The organism is Paracoccus sulfuroxidans (assembly GCF_007830335.1).
GTDB lineage: Bacteria > Pseudomonadota > Alphaproteobacteria > Rhodobacterales > Rhodobacteraceae > Paracoccus > Paracoccus sulfuroxidans.
Map to the genome: position 1 here is coordinate 153406 of NZ_VLKU01000008.1, position 16116 is coordinate 169521.

The 16116-nt window shown below is 65.7% G+C and carries 13 protein-coding genes, 1 tRNA gene, 1 pseudogene and 1 riboswitch; of the genes and pseudogenes, 8 read left to right on the plus strand and 7 right to left on the minus strand.

Annotation, left to right across the window (positions count from 1 at the left end):
* Positions 1–35: 35 nt before the first annotated feature.
* From IQ24_RS13860 to IQ24_RS13870, 3 genes are all read left to right on the plus strand, one after another.
* Positions 36–113, plus strand: a tRNA-Pro gene (locus IQ24_RS13860).
* 63 nt (positions 114–176) lie between these two features.
* Complete coding sequence (locus IQ24_RS13865; RefSeq protein WP_145398803.1) at positions 177–1244, plus strand: 2'-deoxycytidine 5'-triphosphate deaminase; 1068 nt, start codon at positions 177–179, stop codon at positions 1242–1244.
* Between the two features lie 147 nt (positions 1245–1391).
* Positions 1392–2825 carry a calcium-binding protein gene (locus IQ24_RS13870; RefSeq protein ID WP_145398806.1) on the plus strand — a complete coding sequence of 478 codons (1434 nt, stop codon included), beginning with the start codon at positions 1392–1394 and terminating at the stop codon, positions 2823–2825.
* Positions 2826–2836: 11 nt separating this feature from the next.
* Here the strand turns inward: IQ24_RS13870 and IQ24_RS13875 are convergent, their stop codons facing one another.
* The 6 genes from IQ24_RS13875 to argS form a co-directional block, all read right to left on the minus strand.
* The gene (locus IQ24_RS13875) at positions 2837–3028 is read right to left on the minus strand and encodes a hypothetical protein (protein WP_145398809.1); all 192 of its coding nucleotides are present in this window, start codon (positions 3026–3028) and stop codon (positions 2837–2839) included.
* 2 nt (positions 3029–3030) lie between these two features.
* A complete protein-coding gene (scpB, locus tag IQ24_RS13880; RefSeq protein WP_145398955.1) occupies positions 3031–3633 on the minus strand; it encodes an SMC-Scp complex subunit ScpB in 603 nt (200 codons plus the stop codon).
* A gap of 119 nt (positions 3634–3752) precedes the next feature.
* Positions 3753–4592, minus strand: coding sequence for a segregation and condensation protein A (locus IQ24_RS13885; RefSeq protein ID WP_145398811.1), 840 nt, complete (start codon positions 4590–4592; stop codon positions 3753–3755).
* 78 nt (positions 4593–4670) lie between these two features.
* Complete coding sequence (locus tag IQ24_RS13890; RefSeq protein ID WP_145398814.1) at positions 4671–5663, minus strand: glycoside hydrolase family 3 N-terminal domain-containing protein; 993 nt, start codon at positions 5661–5663, stop codon at positions 4671–4673.
* A 1-nt stretch (position 5664) separates the two neighbouring features.
* Positions 5665–6798 carry an SPOR domain-containing protein gene (locus tag IQ24_RS13895; RefSeq protein ID WP_145398817.1) on the minus strand — a complete coding sequence of 378 codons (1134 nt, stop codon included), beginning with the start codon at positions 6796–6798 and terminating at the stop codon, positions 5665–5667.
* Between the two features lie 70 nt (positions 6799–6868).
* Entirely contained in the window at positions 6869–8614 is a 1746-nt protein-coding gene (gene argS, locus IQ24_RS13900; RefSeq protein ID WP_145398820.1) for an arginine--tRNA ligase, read from the minus strand.
* A 372-nt stretch (positions 8615–8986) separates the two neighbouring features.
* On the opposite strand from argS, the pseudogene IQ24_RS13905 reads away from it, so the two are divergent.
* From IQ24_RS13905 to metK, 3 genes and pseudogenes are all read left to right on the plus strand, one after another.
* A pseudogene (locus tag IQ24_RS13905) lies at positions 8987–10549 on the plus strand (DEAD/DEAH box helicase); the annotation flags it as partial.
* A gap of 570 nt (positions 10550–11119) precedes the next feature.
* Positions 11120–12664, plus strand: coding sequence for an apolipoprotein N-acyltransferase (lnt, locus tag IQ24_RS13910; protein ID WP_145398824.1), 1545 nt, complete (start codon positions 11120–11122; stop codon positions 12662–12664).
* 33 nt (positions 12665–12697) lie between these two features.
* A riboswitch (SAM-SAH riboswitch) is annotated at positions 12698–12749 on the plus strand.
* 6 nt (positions 12750–12755) lie between these two features.
* Positions 12756–13922, plus strand: a complete 1167-nt coding sequence (gene metK, locus IQ24_RS13915; protein ID WP_145398827.1) for a methionine adenosyltransferase — start codon at positions 12756–12758, stop codon at positions 13920–13922.
* Between the two features lie 150 nt (positions 13923–14072).
* Here the strand turns inward: metK and IQ24_RS13920 are convergent, their stop codons facing one another.
* Complete coding sequence (locus tag IQ24_RS13920) at positions 14073–14699, minus strand: J domain-containing protein (RefSeq protein ID WP_145398829.1); 627 nt, start codon at positions 14697–14699, stop codon at positions 14073–14075.
* A gap of 69 nt (positions 14700–14768) precedes the next feature.
* On the opposite strand from IQ24_RS13920, the gene IQ24_RS13925 reads away from it, so the two are divergent.
* Both IQ24_RS13925 and glpX read left to right on the plus strand, forming a co-directional pair.
* Positions 14769–15020, plus strand: coding sequence for a BolA family protein (locus IQ24_RS13925; RefSeq protein WP_145398956.1), 252 nt, complete (start codon positions 14769–14771; stop codon positions 15018–15020).
* 84 nt (positions 15021–15104) lie between these two features.
* On the plus strand, positions 15105–16070 hold the full coding sequence (gene glpX, locus IQ24_RS13930; RefSeq protein ID WP_145398831.1) for a class II fructose-bisphosphatase: 966 nt from the start codon (positions 15105–15107) through the stop codon (positions 16068–16070).
* Positions 16071–16116: the final 46 nt, after the last annotated feature.

Consider the following 16116-nt stretch of genomic DNA (forward strand, 5'->3'; position numbering starts at 1 on the left):
TGCTGCCCGCGAGCTTCGATCTATATGGCCAGCGTCGGGCCGTGGCGCAGCCTGGTTAGCGCGTCCGTCTGGGGGGCGGAAGGCCGCGAGTTCGAATCTCGCCGGCCCGACCATTCCGAAAACGCCCATCCCCATCCGGGGGTGGGCGTTTCCTTTTGCTTGGGGAGGGATCTGCGATGAACGGCGTTCTGCCTGACGTAAGCCTGCGCGCGCTGATCGAGAGCGGCGCGATTTCCGCAAGCCACCCCATCCTGCCCGAACAGATTCAGCCCGCGAGCCTTGACCTGCGCCTTGGCACGACCGCATGGCGGCTGCGCGCCTCGTTCCTTTGCGGCAAGGGCCGCAAGGTCACCGACCGCCTGGCCGATTTCGAGATGCACCGCATGGACCTGACCGGTGGTGCCGTGCTGGAGAAAGGCTGCGTCTATCTGGTCCCCCTGATGGAGCGCCTGTCGCTGCCAGCGGGCCTTGATGCGGTCGCCAATGCCAAATCCTCGACCGGGCGGCTGGACCTGCTGACGCGGCTTGTCACCGATGACGGGACCGAATTCGACCGCCTGCCCGACGGCTATGACGGCCCGATCTATGCCGAGATCTGCCCGCGTTCCTTTTCCGTCCTCGTCCGTCCCGGCATGCGGCTGAACCAGCTGCGCCTGCGTCAGGGACAGGCGGTGCTGTCGGACGGCGATCTGCAGGCCCTGCACGCGGCCCAGCCGCTGGTTTCGGGCGAGGCCCTGATCGATGAGGGCCTGGGCTTCTCGGTCGATCTGCGCCCGGCCGAGGGCACGCTGGTCGGCTATCGCGCCCGGCCGCATTCCGGCGTCATCGATCTGGACCGCATCGGTGCCTATCGCGCGCGCGATTTCTGGGACCCGCTTCACGCCGATGACGGCCAGCTGATTCTGGACCCCGGCGCCTTCTATATTCTCGTCAGCCGCGAGGCCGTGGCGATCCCGCCCGATTACGCCGCCGAAATGGCCCCCTATCTGGCGATGGTGGGCGAATTCCGCGTCCATTACGCCGGTTTCTTCGACCCCGGTTTTGGCCATGGCAGCGGCAATGGCGCGCGCGGCGTGCTTGAGGTCCGCTGTCACGAGGCCCCCTTCGCGCTGGAGCATGGGCAGGTCGTCGGACGCCTGATCTATGAGCGTATGGCCGCCCGCCCCGACCGGCTCTATGGCACCGGCATCGCCTCGAACTATCAGGGCCAGGGGCTGAAGCTCGCCAAGCAATTCCGCGACTGACCGGCTTTGCAGCCACCGGTTGACGCGCAGATTCCCACTTCGCGTCCTGCCCCTCTCATGAGATCATCGCCCCACCGGGCGCGAGGGCTGCACGCCTGACGCGGGAGGGTCGCGGCCCCCCGGTTTCAGCCCTTGGGAGAGACCAGGATGGCGCGAAATCCGAACGGCAATCTGATCGGAACGGCGGGGGCTGACCTTTTATGGGGCAGCGCCCGGGTCGTCGGTGCCGAATATGACAATGGCATCGACACGCTTTATGGCCTTGGCGGCAATGACACGCTGTTCGGCGATATCTACAATGACGGCTCGGATTTCACCGAGGGCGATCAGCTTTACGGTGGCGACGGCAATGACGCGCTTTACGGCGATTGCGGCACCGATGAGCCCTTCTGGTGGCGCAGCGACAATGGCGGCTCGGACCAGCTTTACGGCGGCAATGGCAATGACAGCCTTTATGGCCAGTCGGGCGGCGACATTCTGGAGGGCGGAGACGGCAACGACCTTCTGGTCGGCGGATCGGGCGCGGACAATCTGCGCGGGGGCGCGGGCGACGATATCCTCTGGGTCGATCTGCAGAACGAAACCTGGCCCTTTGCCCTGCTGAACCGCGCCTGGGGCGGGACAGGCAATGACCGCCTTTATGGCGGCGTGGGTGCGGATGAGCTTTACGGAGAAGCGGGCCTAGATACCCTCGAAGGCCGGGGCGGCAATGACAAGCTTGAGGGTGGCGATGGGGCCGACGCGATCTTCGGCGGCGAGGGCAACGACCGTCTGAGCGGCGGCGGCTATTACGCGACGGCGGCGGATCTGGGCGACCGGCTTTACGGCGACGCGGGCAATGACACGCTGATGGGGGATGGCGGCAACGACCTCCTCAGCGGCGGCACCGGCGCGGATGAGCTCAGCGGAGGCGTCGGCAATGATGTCCTGATCGGCGGCGCGGGGGCCGATTCGCTTTACTGCGACGCGGGCAATGACAGCTATTACGTCGGCTGGGGCGACGTTCTGCTGTGGGACTATCGCGACAGCGGCATCGACACCGTCTACAGCGAGATCAACTGGACGCTGGGCGCCTATCAGGAAAACCTGACGCTGACGCAGAGCGCGGCGGTCCTTGGGCGCGGCAATACGCTGGCGAATGTGATCATCGGCAGCACGGGCGCGAACCAGTTGCTGGGGCTGGCCGGAAACGACCGGCTGAGCGGCGGCAGCGGCAATGACTCGCTGACCGGCGGGCTTGGCGCGGATGCGCTGACCGGAGGTTTCGGTGCGGATCGCTTCATCTTCACCGGGCTGGCCGATTCGCGTGCAGGCGGGCGCGACACGATCACCGACTTCACATTGGCTCAGGGCGACCGGGTGGACCTGTCCCTGATCGATGCAAACGCCTCGGCCGCCGGGAATCAGGCGTTTTCGTTTATCGGAGGGGCCGCATTCACCGGCATCGCGGGACAGCTCCATGTCGAGATCTCGGCCGGAGGGCGGCTGATCAGCGGCGATGTGAACGGCGACCGCGTGGCGGATTTCGCCATCTTCATCGACGATCCGGTGGCGCTGAACGCCAGCAGCTTCATTCTGTAGGCGGCAGCGCGCTAGCGCATGAAGCGGCGTAGAATGCCCAAGCTCTGGCGCAGGCGCTTGGCGTTCTGCTGCGCCTGCCGACGCTCTTGCGGGGTCTTCTGCGCCGAGTTCGCGCCGGTCGCGGTGTCGATCGATGTGTTGATGCCGCGATTGATCAGCCGGTTCGCGATCATTCGGGTCAACTGGTTCAGAAACTGCTGCATGACTATTCGTCCTCGAACAGATCGTCGGCGGGCAGATCGCTGCCCTCGTCTTCCTCGGGGTCGCGTGCAGGGAACAGGCCCTCGGGCGCACCCTCGCCCGGAGGCCGCGATTCCAGCAGTCCCGCCGCCCGAAGTTCGGAAAGCCCTGGCAAATCGCGGGCGCTTTCCAATCCGAAATGATCCAGAAAGCTTTCGGTCACGACGAAGGTGACCGGACGGCCCGGCGTCATCCGCCGCCGTCCGACGCGAACCCATTCCATCTCGATCAGCTGATCCAGCGTCCCGCGATTGACCGCAACGCCCCTGATCTCTTCGATCTCGGCGCGGGTGACGGGCTGGTGATAGGCGATGATCGCCAAGGTCTCGGTCGCCGCGCGCGACAGGCGGCGGGTCTCGATGGCGTCATCCTGGAGAAGGAAGCCCAGATCGCCCGCCGTGCGAAAGGCCCAGGCGTCGCCCACCCGGCAAAGCTCGACCCCGCGCCCGGCATAGCGCACGCGCAGGCCCTGCAGCGCCTCGGCGGGATCGCAACCCACCGGCAGGCGCGCCGCGACCTCGCGCAGCGACAGCGGACGTGCCGAGGCGAAGAGCACCGCCTCAACCATGCGCTCCTGCTCGTGCAGGGGCGGCGGGGGGAAGCGTTGCAGGTCGAGATCCGCAGCCGCCTCAGGCTGTTCCTCGGGCGCGTCGGTGGTTTGGGCGTCGTTGGTCAAATTCTCTCCAGTCACTCGGGTCGCCTGCGAATGGTGATCGGGGCGAAGGATCCGTCCTGGCGGATGTCGATGGCCCCCTGCCGCGCCAGCTCGAGCGTCGCGGCAAAGGTCGCCGCCGTGGCCGAGCGGCGGCGCTTCGGATCGCCCTCCCACCCCTCGGGCAGGAATGAGGCGAGGCTGGCCCAATCGCCCGCAAAGCCGATCAAGGCGCGCAGGCGGTCCAGCGCCTGCTCCATGGTGAAGACGTTCTTGCGGTCAAAGGCATAGGGCCGGAATTCATCGCGGGTGCGCAGCCGGGCATAGGCCCGCATCAGGTCGATAAGCCCCGCCTGCCATTCCACGCGCCGGTTGCGGGTGATCTTTTCGGGCGCGCCGCGCACGAAACGGTCCTGGCCCAGCCGGTGGCGCGTCATCAGCCGCGCGGCGGATTCGCGCATGGCCGACAGGCGCTCAAGCTGGAAGGCCAGATAGGCGGCCATATCCTCGGCCGAGGGGCCTTCAGCCTCGGGGTCGGGCGGCAGCAGCAGGCGCGATTTCAGAAAGGCCAGCCAGGCCGCCATCACCAGATAATCGGCCGCCAGTTCGATCCGCAGCGCGCGGGCCTGTTCAACAAAGGCCAGATATTGATCGGCCAGTTCCAGAACCGAGATCTGCATCAGATCGACCTTCTGCGTCCGCGACAGCGTCAGCAGCAGGTCCAGCGGCCCCTCGAAACCCGAGACATCGACGACCAGCACCTCTTCTGCCTGACGTTCAGAGACGGTCTGCGCGGGCTCAAGTCCCGGCAGATGGGGCGTCCCCTGCGCCTCGGGCGCATCGGGAACGGGCGTAAGATAGGGCACCCTGGTCATGGAATATCCGCGAGTCGCCGCAGCTGCGGCCATCGCCACAGAATCGGGCCTGAGCCGGGTTAAGTCAACCGCACCCGCTTACGCGAGACCGCCAAGGCCGCGCAACTCGGCCCGCAGATCCTCGCTCGAGGCCAGTTCCACCGCCTTGCGGCGCAGGGCCAGCGCAAGGTCGCCGCGCGCGATGGACTTCGCGGGCATGGTCCCGCAGGAGGCGACGATCTGCTCCATCTGCGGCAGGGTTTCGTTGCAGCTGAGGACAAGATCGCAGCCCGCCGCAATCGCGCCAGCGGCACGCTCGGCCGAGGTGCCTTTCAGGGCCTGCATGCCGATGTCATCGGTCATCAGCAGGCCGTCATAGCCGATCCGGTCGCGGATCATCGCCACAACCTGCGGCGACAGGGTGGCGGGACGCTGATCGTCAATCGCGGTGAAGGTGATATGCCCGGTCATCGCCAGCGGCAGATCAGCCAGCGCGCGGAACGGAGCGAAATCGGTGCGGTCCAACTCGTCAAGCGAGGCATCGACAACCGGCGTGTCGTGATGGCTGTCAACGCGCGCACGGCCATGGCCCGGCATATGCTTGACGATGGGCAGGACACCCGCCGCCAGCGTCGCCTGCGCCGCGATCCGGCCCATGCGGGTCACGGTGTCGGCGTCGCGCCCAAGGCAGCGGTTTTGCAGGAACGGGTGTGTGTCGTCGCGCGCGATGTCCAGAACCGGGGTGCAATTCGCGTCGATCCCCATGGCCGCCAGTTCCTGCGCCAGCAGGTGGTGATGCAGCCAGACGGCACGCTCGCCCCGGTCGGATTGCTCCAGCGGCGAGGGCCAGTCGGTCCAATGCGGGCTGCGCATGCGCTGCACCCGCCCGCCTTCCTGATCGATCAGCACCGGCACGTCGCGGCCCACCGTCTCGCGCAACTCCGAAGTCAGCCGGCGCAGGCGGTCCGGCGTGTCGATGTTGCGTCCGAAAAGGATGAAGCCCCAGGGGTTGGCCGAGCGAAAGAACTCCCGCTCGGCACGGTCCAGATCGGGCCCGGCGATGCCGCCGAGGATGCAGGCCGCAATCGCCATCTTACTTCGAGGCAGGGGCCGGAATGCAGTCCGTGCCGCCCGAGATCAGCGCCGCGCAGAAGCGACGGGCCTCATCGCGGTTGTCGAAACCGCCAACCCGCAGACGCCAGAACATGCGGCCGTTGCTTTTCGCCTCTTGCACGATCATCGACTTGCCCGAGAAGAGCGCGCCATATTTGCCCGAGACCCGACCCCATTCGCCGCGCGCCAGAGCGTCGCTGTCGAAGGCGCCGATCTGGACCTGCGCGCTGCCACCACCGGCCGAGGCAGGTGCGGCTTCAGGCGCAGGCGTCGCGGCAGCCGGGCGTGCGGCAGGGGCCTCAGCGGCAGCAGCCGGGGCGGCATCGGTCGCGACGACCGAAGCGGCGGCCACACGGCGCGGACGCGGGGCCGGGCGGGCGGAATTGGCAACCGCAGGCGTCGGCACGGCGGCTTCCGCCAGCGCGCTGCTGATCGCGGCATCCTGAGTGGTCTGGCCATCCAGATCGGTCACGGCCTCATTGACCGGTGCCTCGCCCGCAGGTGCGGCGGTGTCGGTCGGGGCCGGAGTGTCGGCCACCGCGCCATCGGGCAGCGGGATCACGCGGGCGGTTTCCGGCAGCAGCGGCAGGTCGCTGGCATTCGTCGGGTCCTGCGCGGTCGCGCCGAACTCACCCATGGCGACATCTGACTCGCCCAGACCCGTGGCCGAGGGGGCCAGCGCCACGCGGTCGACGGCGGCAACATCATTGCCCCCCGCCACGGCGTTGACCGAAAGGCCGGTGTGGTTGGTCAGCTCTCCGCCGGGGTTTTCGGGCGCGGTCCGGGCCTCGCCCTGAATCGCGCGGATCACCGGCACGCCCGAGACATCGCGCACGACAAGCTTGAAGCCCCAGACCGCCAGAATCACAATCAGCCCGACCGAGACCAGCGCGCCCAGATAATGGGTCAGGCGCGAGACGCGCCCCAAAAGGCTGTTGGATTGGTCCAGCGTGCCGGGCATCGCCTCGGTTGCGAAGCGGGCATCGTCCCACTGCTCCTCGTGCCAGCTGTCGCCCTGCTGCCCCTGAACCTGCTGGTCATAGGGAAACTCCTGCGACAACCGCGGGGGCTGCTTACCTTCGAATCCGCCCGAGCGGAAATCAACAACTGCCATTCGTGCCTGCCTGCCGGTTGATCCGACGTTAACCGTTTATCTGCTCGATCCCCGGCAGGGCACTGTTTGGTCAGCGCATCTCTTTAGCCGGAGTCACGCCCAAGATACCAAGACCGGCCGAAATGACAACGCCAACGGACCGGACAAGCGCAATTTTCGCAGCGGTCGAATCAGTGTCGCCCTCCTGCAGGAAACGCAGGCTGAGTTCATCATTTCCGCGGTTCCACAGCGAATGCAGGTCAGATGCGATGTCATAAAGGAAGAATGCGATGCGATGCGGCTCATTCGCCCGCGCCGCGATTTCCACGATGCGTGGCCATTCTGCAACTTTCCGGGCCAAGTCAAGTTCGGCCGGATGGTTCAGACGGGACAAATCCGCGCGAGCGAGTGCGGCGTCCGTGACATCGACGCCCATGTCGCGCGCCTTGCCCAGAACCGAGTTCACCCGGGCGCTGGCATATTGCACGTACCAGACGGGGTTGTCCTTCGACTGTTCCAGCACCTTGTCGAAGTCGAAGTCGAGTGCGGCATCGTTCTTGCGGGTCAGCATGTGGAAGCGGGTCACATCCGCCCCCGCCTGCTCGACCACATCACGCAGGGTGACGAAGGTCCCTGCCCGCTTCGACATCTTGAAGGGCTCGCCGTTCTTGAAAAGCTTGACCAGCTGGATCAGCTTGACGTCGAGCGCCACACGCCCGTTCGAGAGCGCCTTCACCGCCGCCGTCATCCGCTTGACATAGCCGCCATGGTCGGCGCCGAAGACGTCGATCAGCTCATCAAAGCCACGGTCGATCTTGTCCCAGTGATAGGCGATGTCGGGGGCGAAATAGGTCCAGCTTCCGTCCGATTTCATCACCGGACGGTCCACATCATCCCCATGCGCGGTCGAGCGGAACAGGGTCTGTTCGCGCGGCTCCCAATCCTCGGGCGTCTTGCCCTTCGGCGGTTCCAGCACGCCTTCATAGATCAGCCCCGCCTGACGCAGCCGGTCAATGGCGGCCTCGATGCGGCCGGTGCCGTAAAGCGCCTTCTCGCTGGAAAAGACATCCATGCGCACGTTCAAGAGCGCCAGATCCTCGCGGATCATGTCCATCATGGCGGCGGTGGCGAATTCGCGGATCTCGTCGAGCCAGTCGGCCTCGGGCTTGTCGAGCAGGCTGCCGCCATATTTGGCCTTCAGCGCCTCACCCACCGGGATCAGATAGTCGCCGGGATAGAGGCCTTCGCGGATCTCGGGCTCAAGTCCGTTCGCCTCGCGGTAGCGTTCATAGGCCGAGCGTGCCAGCACATCGACCTGCGCGCCGCCGTCATTGATATAGTATTCGCGCGTGACGTCATGGCCCGCAAAATCCAGAAGCGCTGCAAGCGCGTCGCCGAAGACCGCGCCCCGGGTATGGCCCACATGCATCGGGCCTGTGGGGTTCGCGCTGACGAATTCGACGTTGATCTTGCGCCCGGCCCCCAGAGTCGAGCGGCCGTAATCCGCGCCCTTGGTCAGGGCCGCGCGCAACACGCCCTGCCATTCGGCAGGCGCGAGACGCAGGTTCAGAAAGCCCGGTCCCGCCACCTCGGCCGAGGTGATGCGCGGGTCCTGCGCAAGCCGTGCGGCCAGAAGATCCGCGATCTCACGCGGTTTTTTCGCAGCGGGCTTGGCCAGCACCATCGCCGCATTGGTCGCCATGTCGCCATGTGCCGGATCGCGCGGAGGCTCGACGGTGACCGCTGCGGTGTCGAGACCGGCGGGCAGTTCGCCCGCTTGCTGCATCTGCGCCAGCGCATCCAGAACGAGCGCGCGGATATCCGAAAAAAGGTTCATGATGTCCATCCAAGTGATGGTTGCGGGATAACGTCCCTTGCATATGACAGTCAACTGCGGCCCGGAAAGCGCGTCAGACGGTGGTGCTGTGCCAGGCTGGAGCGTCGGCTTTTGGGTATTTGGGCAACGAAGAAGATGGATATCCTGCTTTGGCGTCCTTGCAGAGCGGGTGTGACTTCCCATATGCAGCATCAGGCGGTCCGGCGGATTGGCGGCTTCAGATTGACGTCGCTGACAAATTCGGCTAGTCCGCGCACAGCCTGCATCCGGCAGGTCACCCGAGGGGCGTGCGGAGATACGTCCCGAACTGCTGCAAAATCGAACCACGCGGCATTCACGGACGCAATCTTGCGCTAAATACGAAAGCCCTTGATGACAAAATTTACTGATCTGAAGCTCGACCCCAAGGTTTTGAAAGCCGTCTCGGAGGCGGGGTATGAAAACCCGACGCCGATCCAGGCCGGGGCGATTCCCCCTGCGCTTGAGGGCCGCGACGTGCTGGGCATCGCCCAGACCGGCACCGGCAAGACGGCGAGCTTCACCCTGCCGATGATCACGCTTCTGGGTCGTGGCCGTGCCCGTGCGCGCATGCCACGCAGCCTGGTGCTGTGCCCGACGCGGGAACTGGCGGCTCAGGTCGCCGAGAACTTCGACACCTATGCCAAGCATACCCGGTTGACCAAGGCGCTGCTGATTGGCGGCGTCTCGTTTGGTGAGCAGGACAAGCTGATCGACCGTGGCGTCGACGTGCTGATCGCGACACCCGGCCGTCTGCTCGATCATTTCGAGCGCGGCAAGCTGCTGCTGACCGGCGTGCAGATCATGGTCGTCGACGAGGCGGACCGGATGCTCGACATGGGCTTCATCCCCGATATCGAGCGGATCTTCCAGCTGACGCCTTTTACCCGTCAGACGCTGTTCTTCTCGGCCACCATGGCGCCTGAGATCGAGCGGATCACCGACACCTTCCTGCACTCGCCCGAGCGCATCGAAGTGGCGCGTCAGGCGACGACCTCGGAAACCATCACGCAGCGGCTGGTCGAGATCACGCCGACGCGCCGCGACCAGTCGGCCAAGCAGAAGCGTGAGCTGCTGCGCGCCCTGATCCGCGCCGAAGGCGATGAACTGAAGAACGCGATCATCTTCTGCAACCGCAAGACGGATGTGGATATCGTCGCCAAGTCGCTGAAAGCGCATGGGTTTGATGCAGCCCCGATCCATGGCGATCTGGATCAGCGCCACCGCATGGCGACGCTGGACGATTTCCGTGACGGCAAGCTGCGGGTTCTGGTGGCCTCGGACGTCGCGGCTCGCGGGCTGGACATTCCGGCCGTGAGCCATGTGATCAACTTCGACCTGCCCAGCCATGCCGAGGATTACGTCCACCGCATCGGCCGCACCGGTCGGGCTGGCCGCAAGGGGACCGCGATTTCGATCTCGACCCCCGCTGATGAGAAATACCTGACGGCGATCGAGACGCTGGTGAACCAGACGCTACCGCGTGCTGAACTGCCCGAGGGCTTCCAGCTTTCGGCAGCCGCGCAAGAGGCTCCGCGTCCTCCGCGTGAGCGTGAGAATGGCCGGGGTCGCAACCGCTCCTCGCGCCATGGCCGCAAGGATGAGGTTGCCGCGCCGCGTGAAGACCGCACGACCGAGGGCCGCGCCCATGATCGTCGCGAGGAGCGCCAGGAGCCGCGTCGCGAAGACCGCAGGGAAGAGCGTCGTGATGAGCGTCGCGAGAACAACCGCGAGGAGCGTCGCCACGACACGCCGCATGAACATCGCGAGCACAATCGCCGTCAGGATCGTCAGGGCGACCGCGCCCCGGTCCTTGGTATGGGCGAGCATATGCCGGACTTCATGACGCGCAGCTTCCGCCCCTCGATCATCGAGACTCCGGCCTCGGAGGCCGAAGCCCGTGGTGCGTCGAGCGATGAGGCACGGCCGGAGCAGGCGCGCAACGAACAGCCGCGCGGCCAGTCGCGTCGCGAAAGATCGCGCCAGCAGAAGCTGAACCCCGAGGTGACCCGGATCGAGATCTCGACGCCGGACACCGCGCCTGCGGCCGAGATCGCCGTCGAGTCCCCTGCCCCTGTGGTGGCCGAGGTCGAAGCGGCCGTGCCGGTCGAAGCGCCTGCGGAAATCGTCGCCGCACCCGAGGCCCCCAAGCCCCGGCGCAGCCGCGCGAAAGCCAAGCCCGCTGCCGAGGCCGTGCCCGAGGGTGAGGCGACTGAAGCACCGAAGCCGCGCCGCGCGTCCCGCGCCAAAACCAGCGACACCGCTGAGGTTGCGGCTGCTGACGAGGCCGCGCCTCAGGCCGAAAAGCCCAAGCGCACGCGCAGCCGCGCCAAGCCTGCCGCAGAAGCCGAGGCCGCTGACGCCCCGGCCAAGCCGGTCCGCCGGACGCGCAAGAAGGCTGCGGATGCAGCCGCTCCCGAGGCGAGCCCGCAGGACCCGTCCGAGCCTTCTGCCGAAGCGCCGAAGGCCGAGGCCTAAGCCCGCGACATGACGGCGCGCGCAAAGGCCCCCGGCGTCCAGCGACTCCGGCCCGGTCTGGGCGCGCTGTCGCTGAGCCTTGTGCTGGGCGCTCTTGCGGCGCTCGGGCAAGCGCCTTGGGATCTGTGGTATCTGACGATCCCGGCTCTGGCCGTGCTGATCTGGCGCATGTCGGGCAGCGGTTCGGCCCGAGCCACGGCCTGGCACGCTTTCATGGCTGGCCTTGGCTATTTCGCCGTCGCCATGTCCTGGATCACCGAGCCGTTTCTGGTCGAACCGGAAGTCTATGGCTGGATGGCCCCCTTTGCGCTGGCCCTGATGGCGGCGGGCGGGGCGCTGTTCTGGACCCTGCCGGGCTGGATCGCCGGTCGCTTCGGTCGCTCACTCGCGACGCGTGCCGTGCTTTTCGCGACGGCGCTGGTGCTGTCGGACTGGCTGCGTGGCTGGATCTTCACCGGCCTGCCCTGGGCTCTGACGGGACATATCTGGATCAACACGCCCGCCGGTCAACTCGCCGCAGTGGCGGGCAGCATTGGGCTGTCCGCCCTGACGATGATCACAGCCTGCCTGCCGGTTTGGCTACGGCGCGCGGGCCCGACTACGCCTCGCGCCTTCCTCCCCGGCATTCTGCTCTCCGCCCTCCTGATCGCCACCGCCTGGAGCTTCGGCCTTGCGCGATTGGCGGCACCCGCCCCGCCTGACACCGATGTTCACCTGCGCCTCGTGCAACCCAATGCCACGCAGGCGCTGAAATGGGACCCATATTGGTCCGAGGTCTTTTTCCAGCGCCTGATCGATCTGTCTGCCGCGCGCGATGAGGGGCAAGCTGCACCGGACGCAGTCATCTGGCCCGAGACTGCCGTCAATTTCTTGCTGGATCAATCCGGCGATGCTCCTCAACAAATCGCCGAAGTCGCCGGAGCGCCCGTGATCCTTGGCATTCAACGCGCGCAAGATGAGCGCTATTTCAACAGCCTGACCGAGTTCTCCTCGAACGGGATCGGGCCGGTCTATGACAAGTTCCACCTCGTGCCCTTCGGGGAATACACGCCCCTTGGCGATGTCGCCGCGCGCTTCGGCATTCGTGCCTTCGCCGCCCGCTATGGCGCGGGCTATTCGGCGGGTGACGGTCCCAAGACCATGTCGCTGGCGAACCTTCCACTGGTGCAGCCGCTGATCTGCTATGAGGCGGTCTTCTCGCGCCACCTCATCACCGGTGCGGATCGACCCGACTGGCTTTTGCAGGTGACGAATGACGCCTGGTTCGGCGCGCTTTCGGGGCCCTGGCAGCATCTGGCACAGGCACGGCTGCGGGCGATCGAATCCGGCCTGCCGATGATGCGGGCGGCGAATACCGGCGTCTCGGCCGTCATCGGTCCGCGCGGAGAACTGCGGGCAACGCTCGGCCTTGGGCTGGAGGGCCGCATCGATGCCAGCCTCCCCGGTCACCTGCCGCCCACGCTCTGGTCGCGCTTTGGTGACTGGCCGATCCTGGCCCTGATGCTGGCGCTTGCGCTTTGGGCTGCGGCCCGGCGCCCCAAGCTTCACGGTTGACTGCACTCCCTGCGTGCCCTATCGCAGGCCGATGATCTGCCACAACGGCTTCCTGGCGTGGCAGGGTTTTCTATGTAACGGAGCACTTTCAATGGCCAGACAGAACTATGTGTTCACTTCGGAATCGGTTTCCGAAGGGCATCCGGATAAGCTTTGCGATCAGATCTCTGACGCGGTACTTGACGTACTTCTGGCCGAGGACCCCGCCGCGCGGGTGGCCTGCGAGACCTTCGCTACCACTGGCCTCGTTGTCATCGGCGGCGAAATCGGCCTGACCGATCAGGCGCGTCTGGCCGACTATATGGGCAAGATCAGCGAGATCGCCCGCGACACCATCCGCGACATCGGGTACGAGCAGGAGAAGTTCCACTGGAACACCTGCCACGTGCAGAACTTCCTGCACGAACAATCCGCCCATATCAGCCAAGGCGTTGATCGGGATGGCGCGGGCGATCAGGGTATCATGTTCGGCTATGCCGTGGATGAGACGCCCGAGTTGATGCCAGCTCCGATCCAGTACTCGCACGCGATCCTGCGCCGCCTCGCCGAGGCCCGCAAGTCCGGCGCCGAGCCCAGCCTTGGCCCGGATGCAAAGTCGCAGCTGAGCCTGCGCTATGAAAACGGCCGCCCGGTCGAGGTCACAAGCCTCGTGCTGTCGCATCAGCACAAGGACGAAAGCCAGACCTCGGATGACATCCGCGCCATCGTCGAGCCCTATATCCGCGAAGTGCTGCCCGCCGAATGGCTGACCGAGCGCACGGAATGGTGGGTCAACCCGACCGGCACTTTCGTCATCGGCGGTCCTGATGGCGACGCGGGCCTGACCGGCCGCAAGATCATCGTCGACACCTATGGCGGCGCGGCCCCGCATGGCGGCGGTGCATTCTCGGGCAAGGACCCGACCAAGGTCGACCGTTCTGCCGCCTATGCCGCGCGCTATCTGGCGAAAAACGTCGTGGCGGCTGGACTCGCTACGCGCTGCGTGATCCAGCTCAGCTATGCGATCGGCGTTGCGAAACCGCTGTCGATCTATGCCGACACCTTCGGCACCGGCACGGTCCCCGAGGCGCAGATCGAAAAGGCGCTTGGCACGGTCATGGACCTGACCCCGCGCGGCATTCGCGAAAAGCTTGATCTCTGCAAGCCGATCTATCGCCGCACGGCCGCCTATGGCCATTTCGGCCGCGCGCCTGAAGCTGACGGTGGTTTCTCGTGGGAGCGGACCGATCTGGTCGACGCACTGAAAGCAGCGGTCTGAAAATCACGCTCAGCACCGGGGGCTATGCGCCCCCGGACCCCGCAGGATATTTGGACATGAAAGAAACACGCATCCGTCTTCTTTCATGCTGAAAATATCCTGGGGGAGCGCGTCAGCGCGGGGGCAAAGCCCCCACTCTTCTTACTCGGACTAGTCCTTGAAGCTGCGGCTGTCCTTGATCTGGTCCCAGGCCCAGACGACCTCTTGCAGCCGGTCCTCGTCCGAGCGATCTCCACCGTTCATGTCGGGGTGAAGATCCTTCACCAAGGATTTGTATTGCTTTCGGATTTCGGTTCGCGTCCAAGTTTCCCGCGCCTCGAGGATCTCAAGCGCCTTGCGTTCCGTCGGCGGAAGCTTGCGGGTGGATTTCAGCCGCACCTCAGGGTTGGTGCCATTGGCTCCGAGGATGTCCAGCGGATCGTCCACACCATGGCGTGCCCATTTCTGTTCCTGCGTCGAGCGACCGAAGGGTTTCGTCGGACGCTCCCAGACCGTGGCATTGTCCAGAAACTGCTGGAACTCGGCCTCGGACTGGCCCTGGAAATAGTTCCAGTTCAGGTTGTATTCGCGGACGTGATCCTTGCAGAACCAATAATAATCATCCAGCGCCCGAGGGGATTTCGGCGCACGATACTGGCCGGGAAGGTCGCAGCCTTCCTTGTCGCATCTGCGGGTCGAGGTCTCGAACGCACCGGACATACCGCGCCGTCCTTTGGCGCGGCGCTTCTTGTCAGAAGCCGCGGAAATGTCAAAACCGAACGGGTCACTACTGCTCATCTGCCTGCCTTGTCCTGAACGGGACCGGCAGTTTAAGCTATTCAACAGGACATGAAAGAGGGAATTCGGATGATTGCGGATGAGATGCGCGTGAAGCTGGCCGAGCTGTCACCGTCGCGGCTGGAGATTCTGGACGAAAGCGAAAGCCATCGCGGCCATGGCGGCTGGCGCGAGGGGGGCGAGACCCATTTCCGCATCCGCATGGCCAGCCCCGATTTCGCCGGGTTGAACCATGTGGCCCGTCACCGACTGGTCCATCGCACACTGGGCGACATCGTGCTGCGCATCCATGCTCTGGCGCTGGAACTGGCGGAAATCTAGCCCGTTAGCGCGCTCAGTCTTGCCCGGAGGGCGGTCAGGGCCTAGAACCCGCGCAAACCAGTTTGCGTACAAGGATTATCAACGATGACCGCGCCCAAGGATTTCAATGACCGCATGCTCTCGCTTGGGCTGGCCCGTGTCAGCGAGGCGGCTGCGCATGCCTCGGCCCGTCTGATCGGTCGTGGCGACGAAAAAGCTGCCGATCAGGCCGCCGTCAACGCCATGCGCGATCAGCTGAACATGCTCGACATCAAGGGCGTGGTGGTCATCGGCGAGGGTGAGCGCGACGAGGCTCCGATGCTGTTCATCGGCGAAGAGGTTGGCACCGGCGAAGGCCCCGAGGTCGACATCGCGCTGGACCCGCTGGAAGGCACGACGCTGACCGCCAAGGACATGCCGAACGCGCTGACCGTGATCGCCATGGCCCCCAAGGGCACGCTGCTGCACGCGCCCGACGTCTATATGGAGAAGCTCGCCATCGGCCCGGGCTATGCCAAGGACATCGTCAGCCTCGACATGTCGCCGGCCGAGCGTGTGCGCGCACTGGCGAAGGCCCGTGGCGTCAAGGACAGCGACATCACCGTCTGCATCCTCGAGCGTCCGCGCCATGAGGACCTGATCGCCGAGGTCCGCTCGACCGGCGCGGCGATCCGCCTGATCACCGATGGCGACGTCGCGGGCGTGATCCACTGCGCCGAGGCCGAACTGACCGGCATCGACATGTACATGGGCTCGGGTGGCGCGCCCGAGGGCGTTCTGGCCGCTTCGGCGCTGAAATGCATGGGCGGTCAGATGTGGGGCAAGCTGCTGTTTCGCAACGATGATGAGCGGGGCCGCGCCGCCAAGGCCGGGATCACCGACCTGAACCGCATCTATTCGCGCGATGAGCTGGTCACCGCCGATGTGATCTTTGCCGCGACCGGGGTCACCAATGGCTCGATCGTGGCGGGCGTCAAGCGCGAGCCGCACTACCTGCAAACCGAAACGATCCTCATGCGCTCGAAGACCGGGTCGGTCCGCCGCATGATCTATCGCAACCCGATCCGCTGATCCTTCTGCGGACTTGAACATGAAGCGGTCATGGCCCAGAAGCAGG

What these genes read in the sequence shown, in the direction of transcription:
- IQ24_RS13920 (WP_145398829.1), bottom strand. Translation starts at nt 14,699, where the DNA reads ATGAGCAGTAGTGACCCGTTCGGTTTTGACATTTCCGCGGCTTCTGAC.
- IQ24_RS13895 (WP_145398817.1), bottom strand. Translation starts at nt 6,798, where the DNA reads ATGGCAGTTGTTGATTTCCGCTCGGGCGGATTCGAAGGTAAGCAGCCC.
- IQ24_RS13870 (WP_145398806.1), top strand. Translation starts at nt 1,392, where the DNA reads ATGGCGCGAAATCCGAACGGCAATCTGATCGGAACGGCGGGGGCTGAC.
- argS (WP_145398820.1), bottom strand. Translation starts at nt 8,614, where the DNA reads ATGAACCTTTTTTCGGATATCCGCGCGCTCGTTCTGGATGCGCTGGCG.
- IQ24_RS13875 (WP_145398809.1), bottom strand. Translation starts at nt 3,028, where the DNA reads ATGCAGCAGTTTCTGAACCAGTTGACCCGAATGATCGCGAACCGGCTG.
- IQ24_RS13865 (WP_145398803.1), top strand. Translation starts at nt 177, where the DNA reads ATGAACGGCGTTCTGCCTGACGTAAGCCTGCGCGCGCTGATCGAGAGC.
- glpX (WP_145398831.1), top strand. Translation starts at nt 15,105, where the DNA reads ATGACCGCGCCCAAGGATTTCAATGACCGCATGCTCTCGCTTGGGCTG.
- metK (WP_145398827.1), top strand. Translation starts at nt 12,756, where the DNA reads ATGGCCAGACAGAACTATGTGTTCACTTCGGAATCGGTTTCCGAAGGG.
- scpB (WP_145398955.1), bottom strand. Translation starts at nt 3,633, where the DNA reads ATGGTTGAGGCGGTGCTCTTCGCCTCGGCACGTCCGCTGTCGCTGCGC.
- IQ24_RS13885 (WP_145398811.1), bottom strand. Translation starts at nt 4,592, where the DNA reads ATGACCAGGGTGCCCTATCTTACGCCCGTTCCCGATGCGCCCGAGGCG.
- IQ24_RS13890 (WP_145398814.1), bottom strand. Translation starts at nt 5,663, where the DNA reads ATGGCGATTGCGGCCTGCATCCTCGGCGGCATCGCCGGGCCCGATCTG.
- lnt (WP_145398824.1), top strand. Translation starts at nt 11,120, where the DNA reads ATGACGGCGCGCGCAAAGGCCCCCGGCGTCCAGCGACTCCGGCCCGGT.
- IQ24_RS13925 (WP_145398956.1), top strand. Translation starts at nt 14,769, where the DNA reads ATGATTGCGGATGAGATGCGCGTGAAGCTGGCCGAGCTGTCACCGTCG.